General features: G+C 57.4%; 18 protein-coding genes. 8 read left to right on the forward strand and 10 right to left on the reverse strand.

Features of this window, described 5'->3' with window-relative positions; genetic code table 11:
* Nucleotides 1–80: 80 nt before the first annotated feature.
* From ACQY4M_RS20130 to ACQY4M_RS20170, 9 genes are all read right to left on the reverse strand, one after another.
* Nucleotides 81–1,712, reverse strand: a complete 1,632-nt coding sequence (locus ACQY4M_RS20130; RefSeq protein ID WP_428547884.1) for an acyl-CoA dehydrogenase family protein — start codon at nt 1,710–1,712, stop codon at nt 81–83.
* 224 nt (nt 1,713–1,936) lie between these two features.
* The gene (locus ACQY4M_RS20135) at nt 1,937–2,473 is read right to left on the reverse strand and encodes a DUF3859 domain-containing protein (RefSeq protein ID WP_428547887.1); all 537 of its coding nucleotides are present in this window, start codon (nt 2,471–2,473) and stop codon (nt 1,937–1,939) included.
* 23 nt (nt 2,474–2,496) lie between these two features.
* Nucleotides 2,497–4,095 carry a phosphoenolpyruvate carboxykinase gene (locus ACQY4M_RS20140; RefSeq protein ID WP_428547890.1) on the reverse strand — a complete coding sequence of 533 codons (1,599 nt, stop codon included), beginning with the start codon at nt 4,093–4,095 and terminating at the stop codon, nt 2,497–2,499.
* A gap of 322 nt (nt 4,096–4,417) precedes the next feature.
* Nucleotides 4,418–5,074, reverse strand: coding sequence for an IS1595 family transposase (locus tag ACQY4M_RS20145; protein WP_428539609.1), 657 nt, complete (start codon nt 5,072–5,074; stop codon nt 4,418–4,420).
* Between the two features lie 478 nt (nt 5,075–5,552).
* Nucleotides 5,553–5,843 (reverse strand): DUF5665 domain-containing protein, encoded by a 291-nt coding sequence (locus tag ACQY4M_RS20150; protein ID WP_428547893.1) that lies wholly within the window; start codon nt 5,841–5,843, stop codon nt 5,553–5,555.
* A 25-nt stretch (nt 5,844–5,868) separates the two neighbouring features.
* Nucleotides 5,869–6,378, reverse strand: a complete 510-nt coding sequence (locus ACQY4M_RS20155) for a DUF1643 domain-containing protein (protein ID WP_428547896.1) — start codon at nt 6,376–6,378, stop codon at nt 5,869–5,871.
* Nucleotides 6,375–8,726 (reverse strand): aldehyde dehydrogenase family protein, encoded by a 2,352-nt coding sequence (locus tag ACQY4M_RS20160; protein WP_428547899.1) that lies wholly within the window; start codon nt 8,724–8,726, stop codon nt 6,375–6,377. Before ACQY4M_RS20160 ends, ACQY4M_RS20155 begins: the two co-directional genes overlap by 4 nt.
* Before the next feature lie 211 nt (nt 8,727–8,937).
* Nucleotides 8,938–9,942 carry a deoxyribose-phosphate aldolase gene (deoC, locus tag ACQY4M_RS20165; protein WP_428547902.1) on the reverse strand — a complete coding sequence of 335 codons (1,005 nt, stop codon included), beginning with the start codon at nt 9,940–9,942 and terminating at the stop codon, nt 8,938–8,940.
* Between the two features lie 239 nt (nt 9,943–10,181).
* A complete protein-coding gene (locus tag ACQY4M_RS20170) occupies nt 10,182–10,955 on the reverse strand; it encodes a transporter substrate-binding domain-containing protein (RefSeq protein WP_428547905.1) in 774 nt (257 codons plus the stop codon).
* Between the two features lie 164 nt (nt 10,956–11,119).
* Here ACQY4M_RS20170 and ACQY4M_RS20175 point away from each other — a divergent pair, with 164 nt between their 5' ends.
* The gene (locus ACQY4M_RS20175; RefSeq protein ID WP_428539582.1) at nt 11,120–12,346 is read left to right on the forward strand and encodes an IS256 family transposase; all 1,227 of its coding nucleotides are present in this window, start codon (nt 11,120–11,122) and stop codon (nt 12,344–12,346) included.
* A gap of 253 nt (nt 12,347–12,599) precedes the next feature.
* Here ACQY4M_RS20175 and ACQY4M_RS20180 read toward each other — a convergent pair whose 3' ends face one another.
* A complete protein-coding gene (locus ACQY4M_RS20180; protein ID WP_428539227.1) occupies nt 12,600–13,643 on the reverse strand; it encodes an IS5 family transposase in 1,044 nt (347 codons plus the stop codon).
* A gap of 120 nt (nt 13,644–13,763) precedes the next feature.
* On the opposite strand from ACQY4M_RS20180, the gene ACQY4M_RS20185 reads away from it, so the two are divergent.
* The 7 genes from ACQY4M_RS20185 (at nt 13,764) to ACQY4M_RS20215 (ending at nt 19,612) form a co-directional block, all read left to right on the forward strand.
* Nucleotides 13,764–14,405, forward strand: coding sequence for an EF-hand domain-containing protein (locus ACQY4M_RS20185; protein WP_428547908.1), 642 nt, complete (start codon nt 13,764–13,766; stop codon nt 14,403–14,405).
* Between the two features lie 39 nt (nt 14,406–14,444).
* Nucleotides 14,445–14,582, forward strand: coding sequence for a hypothetical protein (locus ACQY4M_RS20190; protein ID WP_428547911.1), 138 nt, complete (start codon nt 14,445–14,447; stop codon nt 14,580–14,582).
* A 19-nt stretch (nt 14,583–14,601) separates the two neighbouring features.
* Nucleotides 14,602–14,988, forward strand: a complete 387-nt coding sequence (locus ACQY4M_RS20195) for a DUF302 domain-containing protein (RefSeq protein WP_428547914.1) — start codon at nt 14,602–14,604, stop codon at nt 14,986–14,988.
* The gene (locus ACQY4M_RS20200) at nt 14,989–15,210 is read left to right on the forward strand and encodes a hypothetical protein (RefSeq protein ID WP_428547917.1); all 222 of its coding nucleotides are present in this window, start codon (nt 14,989–14,991) and stop codon (nt 15,208–15,210) included.
* A gap of 88 nt (nt 15,211–15,298) precedes the next feature.
* The gene (locus ACQY4M_RS20205; protein ID WP_428539230.1) at nt 15,299–16,549 is read left to right on the forward strand and encodes an IS256 family transposase; all 1,251 of its coding nucleotides are present in this window, start codon (nt 15,299–15,301) and stop codon (nt 16,547–16,549) included.
* A gap of 31 nt (nt 16,550–16,580) precedes the next feature.
* Nucleotides 16,581–17,081: a TVP38/TMEM64 family protein gene (locus ACQY4M_RS20210; protein WP_428548323.1), complete on the forward strand. Its 501-nt coding sequence runs from the start codon at nt 16,581–16,583 to the stop codon at nt 17,079–17,081.
* 152 nt (nt 17,082–17,233) lie between these two features.
* Nucleotides 17,234–19,612, forward strand: a complete 2,379-nt coding sequence (locus ACQY4M_RS20215) for a heavy metal translocating P-type ATPase (protein ID WP_428547920.1) — start codon at nt 17,234–17,236, stop codon at nt 19,610–19,612.
* Nucleotides 19,613–19,646: the final 34 nt, after the last annotated feature.

Raw genomic sequence — 19,646 nt, forward strand, 5'->3', positions numbered from 1 at the left:
TCAATTTCAATGCGCGTATCCTGCTTGGTATCGGCATCTGCCTGCATGGTCAACGTTCTGCGCCGGAAGGTTGGAACAGCCTACCCCAGCAACCGCCGTGCAATCACCTGCGCCTGAATTTCTGCGGCTCCCTCGAAAATGTTCAAAATGCGGGCGTCGCACAGGATGCGGCTGATCTGGTATTCCAGCGCAAAACCGTTGCCGCCGTGGATTTGCAGCGCGTTGTCGGCGGCTGCCCAGGCCACCCGTGCACCCAGCAGTTTGGCCATGCCGGCCTCCAGATCGCAACGCTGGTCGTGGTCCTTTTCCCATGCCGCGAAATAGGCCATCTGGCGGGCGATCATGATTTCCACCGCCATCATTGCCAGCTTGCCCGCAACGCGCGGGAAATGGATCAGGGATTTGCCGAATTGTTTGCGGTCGTTGGCGTATTGCATTCCGACCTCAAGCGCGTTTTGCGCCACGCCGATCGCGCGGGCGGCGGTCTGGATGCGGGCGGATTCAAAGGTCTGCATCAACTGCTTGAAGCCTTGTCCTTCGGCCCCGCCCAGCAGGTTTTCACCCTTTACCTTGAAACTGTCAAATCCCAGCTCGTATTCCTTCATGCCGCGATAGCCCAGAACCTCGATTTCGCCGCCGCTCATGCCAGGGGTCGGGAAGGGGTTTTCGTCGGTGCCCGGTGTCTTTTCGGCCAGAAACATCGATAGGCCCTTATAGTCGGTGGTGTCTGGATCGGTGCGGGCCAGCAAGGTCATCACATGGGTGCGGGCGGCGTGGGTGATCCATGTTTTGTTACCGGTGATGGTGTAATCATCGCCATTTTTCACAGCACGGGTGCGCAGTGACCCCAGATCGGACCCTGTATTGGGTTCGGTAAACACGGCTGTGGGCAGGATTTCGGCGCTGGCGATTTTCGGCAGCCAGTGTTGTTTCTGCTCTTCGGTTCCGCCACAAATAATCAGTTCCGCCGCGATCTCCGAACGCGTGCCCAGCGACCCAACCCCGATATAGCCGCGCGACAGTTCTTCGGACACCACGCACATGGATGCCTTGGACAGGCCGAACCCGCCGTATTCCTCGGGGATGGTCAGGCCGAACACGCCAAGGTCTGCCATTTCGGTGATGATCTCCATCGGGATCAATTCATCCTTCAGGTGCCATTCATGGGCGTTGGGCACCACGCGGTCATCGGCAAAACGGCGGAATTGTTCGCGGATCATTTCCAATTCGTCATCCAGCCCCGTCGCGCCAAAAGTGGCGTGGCCCGCGTTGTCCTGCATCAGGGCGATCAGATCCATGCGGGCCTCGGAGGTATTCCCTTCGGCCATCAAGGTGGCGATCTCGGACGTATCGGGCATGGTCAGTCCGAAATCCTGAAGGCGGGCAATTTCGCCCTGCGACATCGGGATACCGCCAGCGATCTGCGACAGGTATTCACCAAAGCCGATCTGCAGGATCAGCTGCTCCATCTGACCCAGCTTACCGTCGCTGTTCAGCCGATCGGCCCACGCGGCCATTTGGTGCAGCGCTTGCGAATAGGTCGCCAGCCAAGAAAGCGCGTGCGCTGCGTCCTGATGCAGCTCCAGCAGCGCGCCCGAAACCCGCCCGTCCGCAACCACCTTTTCCCGCAGGTTCGCGGTGGCATCATCCAGCAGGGTTTGCACCGCTGGCAGGGTGGATTTGGCAAGGGTCAGGATGTCGGAAATGGGCATGGCTTACGTCCTTTTGTCTGTCAGGATCGGCATAGGCGGAATAAGGCGGCCGCGCAACAAAAATACGTCAGAGTAGAGAAATTTGAACAAATATGACGCAAGGAAAAATACCTAGAGCATGTCGCACCAAATCGAATTCACCGCCCGACCGAACGCATTCGCTTACGCAAACGCTGCCTCGGTCGGGGCGGTGAATACTCGAATCTGGTCAGGCGCGACACGCTCTAACTGGTATAGGCATCGATATTGCACAGCTCTTTCAGATAGGTTGGCGCGTCCTCGGGGGCGATTACGTCAAATGAGATCCGGTAAAGCAGGGTGTCCCCCTGATAGGCCGCCAACGTCCATATGCCCGTGACCAGTTCCGAGGGCAGGTCAAAGGAATAGAGCTGTGCGGACAGGCGGTTTGCATCGATAAACCCTTGCCAGCTTTGTTTGGTTGTACCGGTTCCTATCAATGGCGGGTGGGTAACGTGGAAGATTACATCGTCAAGGTTAACATCGCCCATTGCGCGGGTTTTCACGCCAAAGGACAGGCCGGGGATGACCGGAACCAGGGTGCCGCTGGTTGAAAACTCGATCGTGCCTGAAATGATGTTGATTTCGCCGATGTCTGTATCGGGCTCTTTTGCCGAGCCGACAACATTTGTATCGCACACCAGACCATATTCGAACCCGTCGATCAGATCGGGGTTGGTATAAATATTATCCTGTGCCGCAGCAAAGGTTCCGGCGAAAGCGAGGGCCAGTATGAACCACAATATCGCTTTCGCCGGAGCTGTTATCATCCGATGACCACGGCTTTTACGTCGTCATCAACATAATCCATGTATTGGCCAAAGTTTTCGGCAAACATGCCAACCAGTTTTTGCGCCTGTGCGTCATAGGCATCTTTGTCGGCCCATGTATCACGCGGGTTCAGCAGGCTGTTGTCGACATCATGCACCGCAACCGGCACTTCAAAGCCGAAATTCGGATCCTTACGGAATTCGACGTCGTTAAGTGATCCGTCAAGCGCCACCGTCAGCAAGCCGCGGGTTGCCTTGATCGGCATACGTTTGCCAGTGCCATAGGCGCCGCCGGTCCAGCCGGTGTTGACCAGCCAGCAGGTGGCGTCATGATGGGCGATCTTGTCGCGCAGCAGATTGCCGTAGGCTTCGGGGCGGCGCGGCATGAAAGGGGCGCCGAAACAGGTTGAAAATGTCGGCTCCGGCTCGGTCACGCCGCGTTCTGTGCCGGCCACTTTGGCCGTAAAGCCGGACAGGAAGTGATACATCGCCTGCGCCGGTGTCAGGCGGGCAATCGGAGGCAGCACGCCGAATGAATCACAGGTCAGCATGATGATGTTTTTCGGATGCCCCGCCATCGAGGTTTCGGAAGCATTCGAGATATAATGCAGCGGATAGGCACACCGCATGTTGGCGGTCAGGCTGTCGTCGGTGAAATCCAGTTCGCGGGTTTCTTCGTCATAGACCATATTCTCGATGATGGTCGCGAATTTGGTTGTGGTGGCGTAGATTTCCGGCTCGGCTTCGGGGGACAGGTTGATGGTTTTGGCGTAACAGCCGCCCTCGAAGTTGAAAATACCGTTATCGGACCAGCCATGTTCATCATCGCCGATCAGGGTGCGTGACGGATCGGCCGACAGGGTGGTTTTACCGGTGCCCGACAGACCAAAAAACACGGCCGCATCATCGGGGTTGCCGTTGGCGTGGTTGGCCGAACAGTGCATCGCCATGATACCTTTGCCGGGCAGGATATAGTTCAGCAGGGTGAACACACCCTTTTTGATTTCACCGGCATATTCGGTATTGCCGATCAGGATCAGCTTCTTGTCGAAATTCAGCGCGATCACCGTTTCCGTGCGACAGCCGTGGCGGGCCGGATCGGCCTTGAAACTGGGGCTGGCGATGATGGTGAATTCCGCCTCGTATGTATCCAGTGCGGCGCGCTCGGGGCGGCGCAGCATGGTGCGGGAAAACAGGCTTTGCCAGGCCAGTTCGGTGATCACGCGCACATTCAGGCGGTTTGCCGGGTCGGCACCACCAAACAGGTCCTGTACGAAATAATCGCGGCCTTTCATGTGTTCCAGCATGTCGGCATGCAAAACATCAAACGCAGCCGCATCCATCGGCTGGTTGTTTTCCCACCAGATATGATCTTCTACCGAGGGGGTGCGAACGATGAATTTATCGTTGGGAGAGCGGCCGGTATATTGGCCGGTGCTAACCATAAAGGTGCCGCCGTTGCCAATGTGCCCTTCTTTGCGTAACACGGCCTGTTCAATCAGGTCGGGTTCCAGAATGTTGTAATATACGTTGCCCAGACCGGTGATCCCTTGATCTTCCAGTCTTTTGGCGGGGTTCACCCGTCCAGTCATCATTTGCAAGCTCCTGTTGCCGCCTGTCAGCGGCCATTGCGATGTGGAATTCGGCGCGAAAAGGCCAGCAACGCACCGGTCAGCGTTTGGCTGACAAAGGGGTCTTAACATGGGGTCCGGTTGAAAAAACAGGGCGGTTTGGCACAGTTAGCGCAACCAATTGCAATTAATGTGACAAGATTTGCCCCTTATGTGAGACATATTAGCCATTGGTGGCCTTTTTTGGCTGGAATAGAGGCAGGTCCAGCCAGCGATTCGCAGTTTACAGTTGAATTGAAAAGAAAGACGCGTGATTGTAATGTAAAAAAGGGGTTGACCCAGATAACTACTTCAAGTAACGCTTAACCCATTGTCTTAGCTGCAATAACTGAGCTGAAGGGTCACTGTTGTTGAAACGCCACTCGCATTCCTTCAAATATAGCCCAAATTGGGCCTTGGGGACACCGTTAAATCGGCGCATGTGGCGCTTGGCTTGGTTCCAGAAATTCTCGATGCCATTGATGTGGTTGTGACGGTCTGCAAAGAGCTTGGAATGGTTGATGCGAAAGTGGTGGAAGTCTGACACATCCAGCACATTATAACCGCGCCAACAATCGGAATAGACGATGGAATCCGGCACGACTTTGCGCTCTATGATCGGGATCAGAGTGGCGGATTTGGCGTCCGGGATGATCTTGGTGTAAACCTTCCCACCCCTTTTTAATATACCAAAAACGGGAATTTTACCTGCCGCACCACGCCCGCGTTTACCTTTGCGTTTGCCGCCAAAGTAGCTTTCGTCCACTTCTATTTCTCCGCCGAACATAGCTTGGCTTTCCGCCTCCAGCTCATAGGCGATTATCTCGCGCAGGCGTAGAAAATAAAACGCTGCGGTCTTGCGGTTTACACCACACAAACTGGCTGCTGTTCGTGCTGTCGATCCCGAAACAAAATGCTCCGTAAGACGGTCTTGCTTGTAGTGGCTCAGGCGACTCTTTCTCATGCTTCCCATCATAACCTCTTTTTAGGTTATCTGGGTCAGCCCCCTCTCTATTATATGGCCCATGCAAAGGAATATATATCGGGTAGACCACTTACACAGGATGTGTGGATTGCGGATGTTGTAGCCGAAAACTTAAGGGTTATTGCCATTGACCGCACTGAGACACCTGTTCCAGATCAACCATATGTTTGGAGGATGGTTCGGTTGGAAATAAACCCCCGAGATCGTATCGAGCGCATACGGAATACAGCCATTTTGTATGCCCCTTTAAGGGTTCCAGGCGCTAAATCTTCTATTGCTGAACGCACGATTGGGCTGACAGGTGATTACCCGCCAAACATTTGTGGTGACTGCATTGTTCTTTCTTGGGCGGATTATAAAGCCAAATATGAGCATGAGTGTAGCATCAGAATCAACAAAGGCGGCGAGGTGGTTGACCAGATTATTTCATGCCCGGATAAGTAGAAAATACATGCCTCTACTTCGCCTTGATCATATCCGCGATCTCTTTGGCCCATTCGCCGACAATCGGGATAAAGTCGATGTTGGATAGCGAATAAACCAGCAGATAGACAAGGAACGTCGCCCCGATCACCGAGCCAAGGCCGAAGGCCAGCCCGCGGATGAACTGGAACTGCACCAGCCGCCATGCGGAATTGTGGATGCGCACGAAACGGTGGGTGTTCAGGCGGTGCAGTTCCTGTTTCAGCTCCGCAATTTCGGTCTGAAGGTCGGGGGTTTTGTCATCTTCCGGAATACTGTCGGGCATCAATTACCTTGCGATTTTACTGTCGTTACCCGTCCCATAGCACAGGTTGCACCGCATAGGCGATATAAAGCGGGTGTTTGGGGTGGCCCGCTTTGGACAGCCCAAGGTGATAGAGCGGCAGGCCGGTGCCACGCATCAGGGTTTCGACCTGCGGGCCGCGTTTCAAATGTTCGCCGTGGGTGCCCCATGCGCAGATGATCTGATCGGCCCACTCACACCCCTCAAGGATAGCCGCGTCATTGGCGGGGCCAACGGGATCGGGTGCCTTGCGCATCTTGCGCGGGTCGGTGTCGCGCCATGCGAAAATATTGGCCACGCGAAACGCCCCGAAGCCCAGCGTGCGGGCACGGCGTTCGCAACGCTCGACAGTGGGATCGTTCTGCACCTCGGTCGCGGTCGAGGGGTTGAGCATGACAAAGAACGCCTTCTTCCCCTTTGGTTCCCAAATGCGGGTCAGGGAATAGCGGTATTTCTCGCAATCCGAATAGATGGCGGTCGAGTGGGCGTCGCCTTTTTGAAAGCTGCGGGTGATCATTCGCCGTATGGAACCCAGATGTTTTTGACTTCGGTCGCCTGTTGCAGGAATTCGCGCCCTTCACCGGCCTTGCCAAACCAGTCGCGCGCACGCGCATTGTTGACCCATGTGCGTTTCAGGTTGCCAGCCGAGGCATGTTCGATCTGCGCCGACAAGTCGGTCGAGGAAAAGCTCCAGACCGCATCCACGTCCAGATGCCCCGCCAACGGCCCTGCCAGATCGGCGTGATCGCCGGTCAGGATGTTGACCACGCCTGCCGGCACGTCCGAGGTGTCCAGTACCTGATAGAAATCGGTCGCTGCCAGAGGCGCGGCCTGACTTGCCGCAAGCACACAGGTGTTGCCCATTGCGATTGCGGGGGTCATGACGGAAATCAGGCCCAGCAAGGGGGCTTCATCAGGGCAGAGCGCGCCGATCACGCCAACGGGTTCTTTCATCGCCAGCGCGATGCCGCGAATGGGGACGCCATGCGCCTGACCGTCGTATTTATCGGCCCAGGCGGCATACGTGAACAGGCGGGACAGACTTGCATCCACCTCTTTTCGCCCGCCGGTTTTGCCGCTCATCTCGTTCAAACGATGGGCAAATTCGTCGCCCCGTGCCGACAGGTTTTCTGCAATGTAATACAGGATCTGCGCCCGCAAATGACCAGTGGTTTTGGCCCAGCCTTTGGCAGCGTGGGCAGCCTCGACCGCGTTGCGCACATCCTTGCGCGATCCTTGACCGACATGGCCCAGCAGCTTGCCTTTGGGCGACCAGATGGCGGTGGAATAGCCGCTGTCGGGTCGTGCCTGTTTGCCGCCGATATACATCTTGGCGGTGCGGTCCAGTTCGGCGATCTGTGCGTCCTTGGGGGCAGATACCGGTGCGACGGGATGCAGCGGTTTGCTGGCGGTTTTCGGTCTGGTATAGGCCGATAGCCCTTCCCAGCCGCCTTCGCGCCCAAAGCCGCTTTCGCGCACACCGCCAAAACCGGCCGCCGCGTCAAACAGGTTGGTCGCGTTGACCCAGACGATGCCCGCAACCAGTTTGGGCGCAATGTCCAGCGCAAGGTTCACATTCTCGCTCCAGACGCTCGCGGCCAGACCATAGCGGGTGTTGTTGGCCAGTAGCACGGCCTCGGCCGGGGTGCGGAAGGTGGTCGAGACCAGCACGGGGCCAAAGATTTCTTCCTGCATCAGAAAGGCAGCGGAATGCAGGCCGGTGATCAGGGTTGGCGGGTAATAGCAGCCCTGATTGGGCAGCTTGCATTTGGCGTGGTAAACCTCGCCCTCATGCCCGCCTTTAGCCACCATATCGGTGACGGTGGCGTGCTGCACTGGGTCCACCAGCGCGCCGATGTCGATGCATTTGTCCAATGGGTCGCCCATGCGCAAACCATCCATGCGCGCCTTTAGCTTGGCGTAGAATTCTTCGGCAATGCCTTCCTGCACCAGCAGGCGCGAGCCGGCACAGCAGACCTGCCCCTGATTGAACCAGATCGCATCAACCAGCCCTTCAACCGCGCTGTCGATATCGGCGTCTTCAAACACGATGTAGGGGGATTTGCCGCCCAGTTCCAGCGTCAGCGCCTTGCCGGACCCGGCGGTGGCTTCGCGGATGCGGCGGCCAACTGCGGTCGAGCCGGTAAAGGCGATTTTGTCAATGTCTTCGTGGGTGACGATCATTTCACCCACCGCGCCATTGCCGGTGACGATGTTGACAACGCCCTTTGGCAGCCCCGCCTGAACGCAGATTTCCGCAAACAGCAGCGCGGTTAGCGAGGTATATTCCGCCGGTTTCAGCACACAGGTGTTACCGGTGGAAATCGCAGGGGCGATTTTCCACGCCAGCATCAACAGCGGGAAGTTCCACGGGATGATCTGGCCGCAAACGCCCAGCGGCTCGGCGTCGGGCAGTTCGGACTCCATCAGTTGCGCCATGCCCGCGTGGTAATAGAAATGCCGCTGCACCAGCGGGATGACGATGTCGCGGCTTTCGCGGATCGGTTTGCCATTGTCCATTGTTTCCAGCACCGCAAACAACCGGCTGTGTTTTTGCAGCAGACGGGCGATGGCGTATAGCACCTTGGCCCGTTCATGGCCCGATGTGCGCGCCCATTTCTTTTGTGCCTTTGTGGCGGCGGTAACGGCGGCATCCACATCATCGCCACTGGCCTGTGTGACCAGCGCCAGAATTTCGCCGGTGGCTGGATTGCGGGATTCAAAGCCGTCGTGATGCGGGGTGAATTCGCCGTTGATGAACAGGCCGAATTTGCCGTCATGCTTGGCAATCCACGCCATCGCTTCGGATGTGCTTTCGGGGGCGGGGCCATAGTCCATGGTCTCGAAGATATCTTTTACAGTCATGTCAGACCTCTGTGAAAAGCGGCGATTTGGAGAAATGGCAGCGCCCGACCTGGGGGCGCATGGTGCCACATGGGATGGGGTTCCGGCCCTGGATGCAAATTGCGGCCTTGGCCGATGAAACGACCCTTGCAAAAGCGCCCTCCATGGGGAGGTCGGGCGCTGCCATTTTTTCAAAATGGCGGGGGTTTGGTGAAACCATGTTCATACTGCCCTATCCAATCGCGTGGCGGTAAGAGGCAGAGTAGTTGCCGGTCACATGGTGTTCCAGCTGGCGTTCCAGATCGCCCAGCAGGGACGAAGCACCGAAACGGAACATATCGGGCGAAAGCCAGCGGTCGCCCAATTCGTCCTTGAGCAGGGTCAGATAGGTGACCGCATCCTTGGCCTTGGAGATCCCGCCCGCCGGTTTATAGCCAACGCGGAATCCCGTGCGGGTGTGGTAGTCGCGAATGGCACGCATCATCACCAGTGAAACGGGCAGGGTGGCGTTGACAGCTTCCTTACCGGTCGAGGTTTTGATGAAATCGGCACCGGCCATCATGCACACCAATGACGCGCGGGCCACATTGCGCAGACTGCCCAATTCGCCGGTGGCAAGGATCGCCTTGACATGGGCATCGCCACAAGCGGCGCGGAATTCGCGCATTTCATTATAAAGGGCCTGCCAGTTGCCGGTCAGCACATGGCGCCGCGATATCACGATGTCGATTTCCGAGGCCCCTGCCTTCACGCTCTCGCCGATCTCGGCGACGCGCAGGTGGTAGGGGGACAGACCGGCAGGAAAACCGGTGGAAACAGCCGCCACGGGAATACCGGTGCCTTCCAGCGCGGCCACGGCGGTTTCGACCATCTCGTGATAGACGCAAACCGCGCCGGTGGTGATGCCTTCAACCCCCAATGCTTCCAATATATCGGCGCGCACGGGGTGGCGGGCCTTGGCGCACAGGCGGCGCACGCGGCCCGGTGTGTCGTCGCCCGACAGGGTGGTCAGGTCAATCATGGTGATTGCTTTCAGCATCCACGCTGCCTGATAATCCTTTTTCACCGACCGGCGACCGGGCAGCGATTTAACGCGGCGTTCAATGGCGGATGTGTTGGCCTGCGCCCCCATCACCCAGTCCATATCCAGTTCCATTCCGGAATTGCGCGGTTCATGCACCTGCGGCAGACCGGCGGTTTTTACGGGGGTGGAAACGGGCTGTGTTTTGCTTTGCAACTGTCTGGCTCCTTGATCACCTTGCAAGGTCTCACGTTCAGGGGGGTATTTGCAAGTTTTACCAAATGATCAAGAGGGAAATGATGCGGCCAATTGGTCAGGCCGCATCATTTGGCCGGATTTGGCCTACAGCGCTTTGCGTTTCATTTGAAACAAGCACCGGCAGGACCACCGAGGCAGCGATTGCCAGAGCAATGGCGTTCGGTGGGCCTGCCGGTTCAGATCAAACGCAAAGCGCTTTAAAGGCCCCATTTTTCGGCGGTTTGGGCAAAGAAGCCCTTGGCCTGCTTTAGCTTGATCCAGTTGTTCACATAATTGATCCAGACCTGATCATCCTGCGGCAGGATCATCGCGATCGGGGTGGGCGATTTGGCCTGCTTGACCGCGATCTGGTGCACATTGGGGAATTTGGCAATCAGGGTCGCCCCTTCGATGTTCGAGGTGATGAACACATCGGCACGTCCGGCCAGAACCTCTTGATAGCCACGGGCGGGGGCCTCGACCACTTTGATTTGTGCGTCGGGGAACCAGTCCTTGACCAGTTTTTCAAAGGTGGTGCCAAGGGTTGTTGCCACCACCACGCCGGGGTCGTTTATGGTGTCCCAGCCATCGAAACGGCCCAGTTTGTCGTCAGTGGTGAACGGGAAAATCTGCACCGACAGATAGCTTTCGGAAAATCCTGCCGCCTTCATCCGCGCCGGACTGATCGAGGCAGAGCCGGTGATGTGGTAATTCCCAGCCACCACGCCGTTAACCAGCGTTTTCCAGTCGGTCGGGACCAGTTCCAGTTCCACGCCCAGATCCTTGGCCAGTTCGGTCATGATGTCGATATCATAGCCCTTGTAGCTGTTGGTTGCCGGATCGCGCACCGACATCGGGTTCCAGTCACCGGTGGTGCCGACCTTGAGTGTGCCGGACGACAGGATGTCGTTTAGCGCCGATTGCGCAGTGGCGGGCAGGCCCAAAAGGGCGGTCAGAAAGGTTGCGATTGCGAATACTCTGAAAAATCTCATTTTTTGCGTTCCCTGCGAATTTACTGTTGTAACGGTCTTTTGTTTTAGCCCGCAGTGGTGGCTATGGTAGTGTCGCGAGTTTGGTGGAAATTCGAGGACGGCGTAATCTCCGGGTGCATCGAAGCCACCCAACCGGCGGCTGGAACCGCCAAGGAGATCACGCCATGACAAAGAATACAGCAACATCGACATCCGCGCTACTGGCCAATGAAGCAGGCTATGACCCGATTGAAGACCGGCTGCGCCAGAACATCCGCGCGACGATCGAGGCGGTTTTCGAAGAGGAGCTGGAGCAGTTTCTGGGCCGTTGCCGGTATGGCCGCAGCGGCGGGGCAAAGGCCGGATACCGCCACGGGCATCGCGAGCGGCAACTGGTCGGAACATTTGGAACCGAAACGGTGCGCGTGCCGCGTGCGCGGATCACAGGCGAGGCCGGCAAGGCCAGAGAATGGCGCTCGAAGGCATTGCCCCGCTACCAGCGGCTGACGAAGAAGGCCGAGGCGCTGATCGCTGCTGTCTACCTTTCGGGCACCAACACACGGCGGGTAAAACGCGCCCTGTTCGGCCTGTTTCAGGGGGCGGTCAGCAAGGATGTGGTGAGCCGCGCCTGGCGCAAGGTGAAGGTGGACTGGCAGGCGTGGTGCGCCCGCAGCCTTGCGGATGAAGACATCGTGCGGCTGATCCTGGACGGCACCGTGATCAAAACGCGGATTGACAGGAAGGCCACCAATATCTCGGTTCTGGCCGCGATTGGCGTGCGCCGGGATGGGCAGAAGGTCTTGTTATCACTGATGAACATGGGCGGCGAAAGCACCTCCGCCTGGCGTCAGTTCATCAACGATCTGGATGCGCGCGGGTTGAAACGGCCCGAATTTGTCATCGTGGACGGGGCACCGGGACTTGAGGTCGCTCTCATTGCCCTCTGGGGTGAAGATCTGCCGATCCAGAGGTGCACGGTGCACAAGCACCGCAACCTTCTGGCCAAGGCACCCAAGCGTATGCATGATGAGTTGACAGAAGATTACCGCGACATGATCTACGCCAAAACACCCGAGGAAATCGCCACCCGCCGCAAGGCATTTCTGCGAAAATGGCGGCTGAAATGCAAGGCCGTCGCTGACAGCTTGGAAGAAGCAGGAGATAAGCTTTTCACCTTCACGCGTCTGCCACAAGGCCAGTGGAAATCGGCCAGAACGACAAATGCGATCGAACGCCTGAACGAGGAATTCCGCCGCCGCATCAAGACCCAGACCGTGCTGCCATGCGCCGAGACCGTGCCGATGCTGCTTTGGGCTCTGATGGCCTCGGGGCAGATCGTCATGCGAAAGGTCGATGGCTGGGAAACGCTCGCTCAGCCCGTCGCCGACGCAACCCTTGACCAAGCCGCCTGACCGGCGCATAACTCAACCCGCTCGGAGGTGCCTGAAATCAATTTCCACCACTTTCGAGACACAACCGAATATTTGAAAGATTATTGGGAACCTCTGTAAATTCCCGTTTTCGCCTTCTTCGCGGCGGGGTGGACTTCGCGGCGGGGTGGACGGTTTTTCGCCTGTCCCGCCTGATTGCTTCGGATCATAAACCCATTTTCACCGGTTTCAAGCCGGTTTTGGGTATTTCAGGCACACCTCACCCCATGAACCCTTATCCCGGCGCCGCCAGGCCGCATTCGAACTGGACGAAGCGCTTCATGTTGTAGACCAGGTTCATCATCCCGATGCGAAATCGCGCCCGCTTCAGGCCGATGGAGCGGATCAGCTTGCCGCCCATGGAGCGCTCCTGAAAAGCGAATACATGCTCGACCCGGACCCGCACTTTCGAGCGCCTCCGGTTGGCCTTTTGCTGGCGCTCGCCAAGCGGCTTGCCGCGCCTGCCCTTGTGATGGATATGGCTGTGAAGCCCCCGCTCTTCCAGCTCGCTTTCGATCTTTTGCGAGCGATAGGCGCTGTCGGCCCACAGGTCCGATGAGGTGTTGCTCGCATCAATCAGACCGGCAAGCGCCTGGCTGTCATGCACGGCGGCATCGGTGACATCATAAGCGCGGATGAATTTGTGCCGCCGGTCGACATTGATGTGGTTCTTGTAGCCGTAATAGCTCTTGCCGTGCTTCTTCGTCCAGCGCGCATCCACGTCCTTCTGGCGCTTCTTGTGGGGTTTTTCCTCCCACTCTTCAGGCGTTTCGCCCGCCTTGATTTTCTCGTTCTCGTCCCTTTTGTTGTGCTGGCGCGGCGCCGGAACGATGCTCGCATCAACAATCTGCCCGCCCATCGCCAGATAGCCCTTTTCGCGCAGAAAGGCATCGAACTTGTCAAACAGCTCCTTCATCTTCCCGGCCCCGGCCAGCCTTTCACGGTAGGCCCAGATGGTCTTGGCGTCAGGTACGCTGTCTTCAATGCCAAGGCCGAGAAACCGCATGAACGACAGGCGGTCGCGGATCTGATACTCGATCTGATCGTCAGAGAGGTTGTAGAGCTGCTGCAAAACCATCGTCTTGAATATCAGCACCTCATCCCAAGGCGGGCGGCCAGCGTTGGATTTGCGCTGTTCGGGCGGCGTGCGCCATATGGCCTTCAGCTCGTCCCGGTAATCCTCGAACGGCACCATGTCGTTGAGCAACACCAGCGGATCACCAGATTTGTCCAGTCCCGCGTATCGGCTGGAAAGATCAAAAAATCCCATCTGACCCATGACAAAACCCCGTCGGTCGAATCATTTTCATCCTGATGACGATTCTACCCCGTCAGGCCGGATTTTGGGGGATTTTTAGAGGTTCCCGTTATCGAAACATGAAACACACGAGGTAATGTCATGAAACGCAATACAGCTCTTTCTCTTGGTCTTGTCGCCGCAATTGCAATGGGGGCCGCGATCTCGACACCTCTGTTTGCAGGTAGTGACCATGGTCAGCAAACCGGCAAAACCCAACAAGGTGCCATGATGGGAAATCAGGGCGGAATGATGGGTGGTAAATCCGGCATGATGGGTGGCCAGCAAGGCCATCAGGGCATGATGAAAATGATGATGAAAATGCACGGCCAGATGATGGGCGGCGGTCAGGGTATGATGGGCGGCGGAATGATGGGTGGCGGCCAAATGGGTGGCATGGGCTATTTGAAAGACATGGATGCCGATGGTGACGGAACCGTATCGCCGGATGAAATGCGCGCCGGTCTGGACGCCAAGATGAAGGAATTCGATGCCAATGGCGATGGCACCCTTTCAATTGGCGAATTCGAAGCCCTGCACAGTGCTGCAATCCGTGAGAAAATGGTCGACCGCTTCCAGATGCTGGACAGTGACGGCGACGGCATGGTGACCGCCGATGAAATGGCTGCCCCCGCAGACCGCATGGCAAAAATGATGGCAAAGCGTCAGGCCGCAATGGGTGCCGGTGGCGGCATGGGCATGGGGGCTGGTAACGGCACCATGATGCAAGACCAGGACAACTAGGGTCACGACCCTGACCCTCACATTCAAAGGAGTATCGAAATGATGGGCAATCAACTTGAAACCGGCATGGGTTATGGCATGGGCTGGGGCATGGGACTGGGCGGCATTGGAATGCTGCTGGTCGCCGCTGTCTTTGTTCTGGGGATCATCGCCCTGCTGAAATACATTCGCAGCTGACGGGTAAAGGAAACCGACAATGACTTATACAATCAACCGCTTGATCAAGGACGCCGATATTGACGCCGTCGAGGCCCGCGTCCGCGCTGCTTTGACGGGAAAAGGCTTTGGCGTTCTGACCGAGATCGACGTCAAGGCAACGATGAAGAAAAAGATCGATGTGGATATGGATCCTTACCGCATTCTCGGGGCTTGCAATCCGAAGATGGCCTATCACGCCATCGGGGTGGAACCACGGGTCGGGGCAATGTTGCCCTGCAATGTGATCCTGCGTCAGGTGGACGGCGGGATCGAGGTAAGTGCCATAAATCCGGTGGCCTCGATGCAGGCGATCGACAATGACGAATTGAAATCGGTTGCAGGCAAAGTTCGTGATCTGCTGGCTGAAGCCGTTAAAGCAGTCTAAATGGACACGCTGCGCCACTGGCGCCTTGCGCTATTGATTGCCGCCGCAATAGGTATTGCGGCGGCAGTTCTGTTTTTCCCGGGTTGGATCGCGGATCTGTTTAGCTGGGTTAACCGGGACCAAATCGCCCTGATGAGCCACCAGGCAGGCATTTGGGGACCGGTCCTGATCGTTACACTGATGCTTGCGGCGGTTGTTTTCAGCCCAATTCCCAGCGAGTAATGCCCGAAAGTTGGTGATGGGGTGATTGGGTGGCATATCATGGCGGTGTTGACGCGCCGCGATTCTCAGAGAGAAAAGGATATGCCACATGGAAGACGATACTATTTTGGAGTTTACCGATCCAGCCGGAATTTCACCTGATCCGCTGACGGATATCTTGCGCAAAGGCGCGCGGGATCTGTTGGCACAGGCGGTCGAGGCCGAGGTTTGTGATCTGATGGCGCAACACGCGCATTTGAGGGATTCGGCCGGTCGCCAGCGCCTTGTTCGCCACGGATACCTGCCGGAGCGCGAGGTGATGACGGGGATCGGCCCTGTCCCGGTGAATGTGCCTCGGGTGCGTGATCGTGGCACGGGGGCGGAGAAGATCAGGTTCACCTCGACGCTTCTGCCGCCGTATCTGCGCCGGGCAAAGTCGGTCGAGGAGTTGTTGCCCTGGCTCTATCTCAAAGGTATTTCCACGGGTGATTTCGGCGAAGCACTGGCGGCCCTTCTGGGGCCTGATGCGGGTGGTTTGACATCGAGCACGATTTCGCGCCTGAAGGCGGAGTGGTGGGCAGAATACGAGCGTTGGAACCGGCGTGACCTGTCGGCCAAACGCTATGTGTATTTCTGGGCCGACGGGGTTTATTTCAAGCCGCGCACGGATGCTGACAAGCAATGCATGCTGGTGATCATCGGCGCGGACGAGTGGGGTAACAAGGATGTTCTGGGCCTCGTGGACGGGTATCGAGAAAGCAGCCAGAGCTGGCGTGAACTGCTGCTGGACTTGCAACGTCGTGGCCTCAGAAAAGCCCCTGATCTGGCCGTTGGTGATGGCGCGCTCGGCTTCTGGAACGCCTTGCGGGAGGTGTTCGGTGAGACCCGGGAGCAGCGCTGCTGGGTGCATAAAACCGGCAACGTCCTGAATGCCATGCCGAAGTCGCTGCAAGCCAAAGCCAAGGGCCATCTACAGGACATCTGGATGGCCGAGAACAAACGGGACGCCGAGGCCGCGTTCAATTTCTTCATCGAAGCCTATGGCGTGAAATACGAGCGTGCCGTGGGGAAGCTGACCAAGGACCGGGACGTGCTGCTGACCTTCTACGACTTCCCTGCCGAGCACTGGAAACACATCCGCACATCCAACCCCATCGAAAGCATATTTGCCACCGTGCGGCACCGAACGAAGAAGACCAAAGGCTGCCTCGGGCGCAAGACCGCCTTGGCAATGACCTTCCGCCTGATGATGTCGGCAAAGAAGAAATGGCGTAAACTCGACGGCGCATTCCGATTGCCGGAAATCATCGAAGGGGTTGAATTTAAGGACGGGATCAAGCAGGAAAAACATGCCGCCTGATTACTGCGTCACCAACTTTTGGGCATAGCTCATTCCCAGCGCCCCGATCGCGCTGGCAGCGGGGGCAACATACGGTCACTATCTGGGGGCTGTGTATATCGTTATCGGGGCCGAAGCAGGTGCATTGATTGCCTTCGGACTGGCCCGAAAACTGGGACGAAACACTATTCGCAGATGGTTCGGAGACAGGCTGTCGCCAATAAAGCTCCTTGGATCGCAAGGTGTCCTGATGTGGGCCGTTTTTGCCAGCCGGTTGATGCCTTTCGTTTCGTTTGATCTGGTCAGTTATGCGGCGGGTCTAAGCAATTTGACATTCTGGCGTTTCGCTTTGGCAACTCTCGCAGGGATCATTCCGGCCAGTTTCTTGCTGGCGCATTTCGGGGGCGAGATGGCGAATGGGAAACTCGGCAATGCTGCCTGGATTGCTTTGGGGTTGGGTATCATGACCGGTACATCAATTCTTTGGGCGGTACGGCAAGGCAAGAGAAAACGCCCTCATGTCTTTTCTGATGAAAGCCGCGATGGCCCCTAATATCATTACGCCATGTACACACCCAGGAATGCTATAATAGGCTGAAATATTTATATAATTCATGATTTCACAACAAATGTCACGCAGGCCTTGACCTTCCAGTTACTAGAAGGATTAGGTTAAGGACAGACGCCAACCCAAGAGGGAACAAAATGTCAAACGCGCATAACCCGGATACAAATTCTTCGCCCCATGATCATCACAACCACAGCCATGGAAAATCGAAAATTCCAATTGACGGCAACGTCGCCGTTGATCCGGTTTGCGGTATGCAGGTGGCGATGGACGCGGGCAAGCCAACGGAATTCTGGCAGGATCAGACGTTTCATTTTTGTAGCGACAAATGTCATGGGAAATTTACCGGTGATCCGTATTTCTATGCGTCCGGCAACAGTCAACTTAAGAAAGACGAAGTTAGCCAAACAATTGACTACACCTGCCCGATGCATCCCGAGATCGTGCAACAAGGCCCAGGCGCTTGCCCGATCTGCGGCATGGCACTGGAGCCGATTACAGCAACCGGCGAGGAAAAGAACGAGGAGCTTGAGGATTTCACCCGCCGTATGTGGATCAGCGCTGCTGCTGCCGTGCCATTGGTGATTATGACAATGGGGCCGCTGGTTGGCCTGCCGGTGCGCGAATGGATCGGCGAAAGGGCGTCTGTCTATCTGGAATTTATCCTTGCCACCCCCATTGTGCTGTGGGCGGCCCAACCCTTTTTTGTGCGTGGCTGGAATTCGATCCGCACCATGAACCCCAATATGTGGACGCTGATTTCGCTGGGGGTGGCGGCGGCCTATATCTATAGCCTGGTGGCAACCTTCCTGCCCGGGGTGTTCCCCGAGGCCTATAGCGAAGGTGGCAATGTCGGCACCTATTACGAGGCCGCTGTGGTGATCGTTACCCTGATCTTTGTCGGGCAGGTGCTGGAGCTGCGCGCCCGCGAACGGACCGGTGACGCGATCAAGGCCTTGCTGGATCTGGCCCCCAAAACCGCGCGGCGCATTCTGTCAAATGGCGATGAATACGATGCCCCGCTTGAAAATATCCTTGAAGGTGATTTGCTGCGAGTGCGCCCCGGTGATGCGGTGCCGGTGGACGGTGTGGTGATCGAGGGCACAACCGCAATTGACGAAAGCATGCTGACGGGGGAATCCCTGCCGGTTACCAAAGGGCCGGATGATCCGGTGACAGGCGGCACGATCAACAAGAACGGCTCGCTTGTGATCAAAGCCGCCCGCGTGGGGGCCGATACGGTGCTGTCGCAGATCGTGGAAATGGTGGCCGGGGCCAAACGGTCACGCGCGCCCATTCAGGGGATGGCGGACAAGGTTTCGTCGATCTTTGTACCGCTGGTGGTGCTGATTGCGATCACGGCCTTTGTCGTCTGGTTTTTCTTCGGCCCCGACCCTGCGCTGATCTTTGCCGTGGCCTCGGCCGTTTCGGTGCTGATCATCGCCTGCCCCTGTGCCTTGGGTCTGGCGACCCCCATCTCCATCACCACAGCCGCCGGCCGCGGGGCACAGGCGGGCGTGTTGATCAAGGATGCCGAAGCACTGGAACGCATGGCCGGTGTGGATACGCTGATTGTCGACAAAACCGGCACCCTGACCGAAGGCAAGCCAAAGCTGACCGATACGCTGGCGCTGGGGGATGTGAAAGAAGATGAACTGCTGTCCCTTGCCGCAGCGCTTGAAAAAGGGTCGGAACATCCCCTGGCCGAAGCCATCGTGGCCGGTGCACAGGACAAGGGGCTTGAGGTTGGCAAAATTGCCGATTTTGAAGCGATCACGGGCAAAGGTGTTCAAGGCGTGATCGGCAAGCGCAAGGTGGCCCTTGGCAACAAGGCGATGATGGCCGCTATCGGCCTGACAACCGAAACTGCCGACGCACAGGCCGACACCCTGCGCGCCGAGGGTAAAACCGCAATGTATGTGGCAGTTGATAGCGAACTTGCAGGCATTGTGGCCGTGGCCGACCCGATCAAGGGCAATGTCGCCGACACCATCAAGGCACTGCATGGCGTGGGTTTGCGGATCATCATGGCCACCGGCGATAACGAACGCACAGCGCAGGCCGTAGCATCCCAACTGGGCATTGACGAAGTGCGCGCCGGGGTGATGCCCGAAGACAAAAAGGATCTGGTCGAGGAGTTGCGCAGGGCTGGCCATTCCATTGCCATGGCCGGTGACGGGGTAAACGACGCCCCCGCCCTTGCGGCTGCAGATGTGGGGATTGCCATGGGCACCGGTGCGGATGTGGCGGTTGAAAGTGCCGGCATCACCCTGCTGGGCGGTGATCTGTCGGGGATTGTGCGGGCGCGCAAACTGGCCAAGGCCACGCTGCGCAATATCAAACAGAACCTGTTCTTTGCCTTTGCCTATAATGCGGCTGGTGTGCCTGTGGCGGCCGGTATCCTTTACCCGCTGACAGGCACCCTGCTGTCACCAATGATCGCGGCCGCGGCGATGAGCCTTTCATCGGTATCGGTGATCAGCAATGCGTTGCGGCTAAGGAAGGTTGGGTTTTGAATGCGCGTCCATCCTTGGTCTGGCGGCTGTTTCG

The sequence above is a fragment of the Profundibacter sp. genome, from assembly GCF_965277155.1.
Classification (GTDB): domain Bacteria; phylum Pseudomonadota; class Alphaproteobacteria; order Rhodobacterales; family Rhodobacteraceae; genus Profundibacter.

Excerpts from the sequence above, each read along its gene's own strand:
- ACQY4M_RS20130 (WP_428547884.1), bottom strand. The coding sequence starts at position 1,712 with ATGCCCATTTCCGACATCCTGACCCTTGCCAAATCCACCCTGCCAGCG.
- ACQY4M_RS20140 (WP_428547890.1), bottom strand. The coding sequence starts at position 4,095 with ATGATGACTGGACGGGTGAACCCCGCCAAAAGACTGGAAGATCAAGGG.
- ACQY4M_RS20145 (WP_428539609.1), bottom strand. The coding sequence starts at position 5,074 with ATGAGAAAGAGTCGCCTGAGCCACTACAAGCAAGACCGTCTTACGGAG.
- ACQY4M_RS20150 (WP_428547893.1), bottom strand. The coding sequence starts at position 5,843 with ATGCCCGACAGTATTCCGGAAGATGACAAAACCCCCGACCTTCAGACC.
- ACQY4M_RS20155 (WP_428547896.1), bottom strand. The coding sequence starts at position 6,378 with ATGATCACCCGCAGCTTTCAAAAAGGCGACGCCCACTCGACCGCCATC.
- ACQY4M_RS20160 (WP_428547899.1), bottom strand. The coding sequence starts at position 8,726 with ATGACTGTAAAAGATATCTTCGAGACCATGGACTATGGCCCCGCCCCC.
- ACQY4M_RS20170 (WP_428547905.1), bottom strand. The coding sequence starts at position 10,955 with ATGAGATTTTTCAGAGTATTCGCAATCGCAACCTTTCTGACCGCCCTT.
- ACQY4M_RS20175 (WP_428539582.1), top strand. The coding sequence starts at position 11,120 with ATGACAAAGAATACAGCAACATCGACATCCGCGCTACTGGCCAATGAA.
- ACQY4M_RS20180 (WP_428539227.1), bottom strand. The coding sequence starts at position 13,643 with ATGGGTCAGATGGGATTTTTTGATCTTTCCAGCCGATACGCGGGACTG.
- ACQY4M_RS20185 (WP_428547908.1), top strand. The coding sequence starts at position 13,764 with ATGAAACGCAATACAGCTCTTTCTCTTGGTCTTGTCGCCGCAATTGCA.
- ACQY4M_RS20190 (WP_428547911.1), top strand. The coding sequence starts at position 14,445 with ATGATGGGCAATCAACTTGAAACCGGCATGGGTTATGGCATGGGCTGG.
- ACQY4M_RS20195 (WP_428547914.1), top strand. The coding sequence starts at position 14,602 with ATGACTTATACAATCAACCGCTTGATCAAGGACGCCGATATTGACGCC.
- ACQY4M_RS20200 (WP_428547917.1), top strand. The coding sequence starts at position 14,989 with ATGGACACGCTGCGCCACTGGCGCCTTGCGCTATTGATTGCCGCCGCA.
- ACQY4M_RS20205 (WP_428539230.1), top strand. The coding sequence starts at position 15,299 with ATGGAAGACGATACTATTTTGGAGTTTACCGATCCAGCCGGAATTTCA.
- ACQY4M_RS20215 (WP_428547920.1), top strand. The coding sequence starts at position 17,234 with ATGTCAAACGCGCATAACCCGGATACAAATTCTTCGCCCCATGATCAT.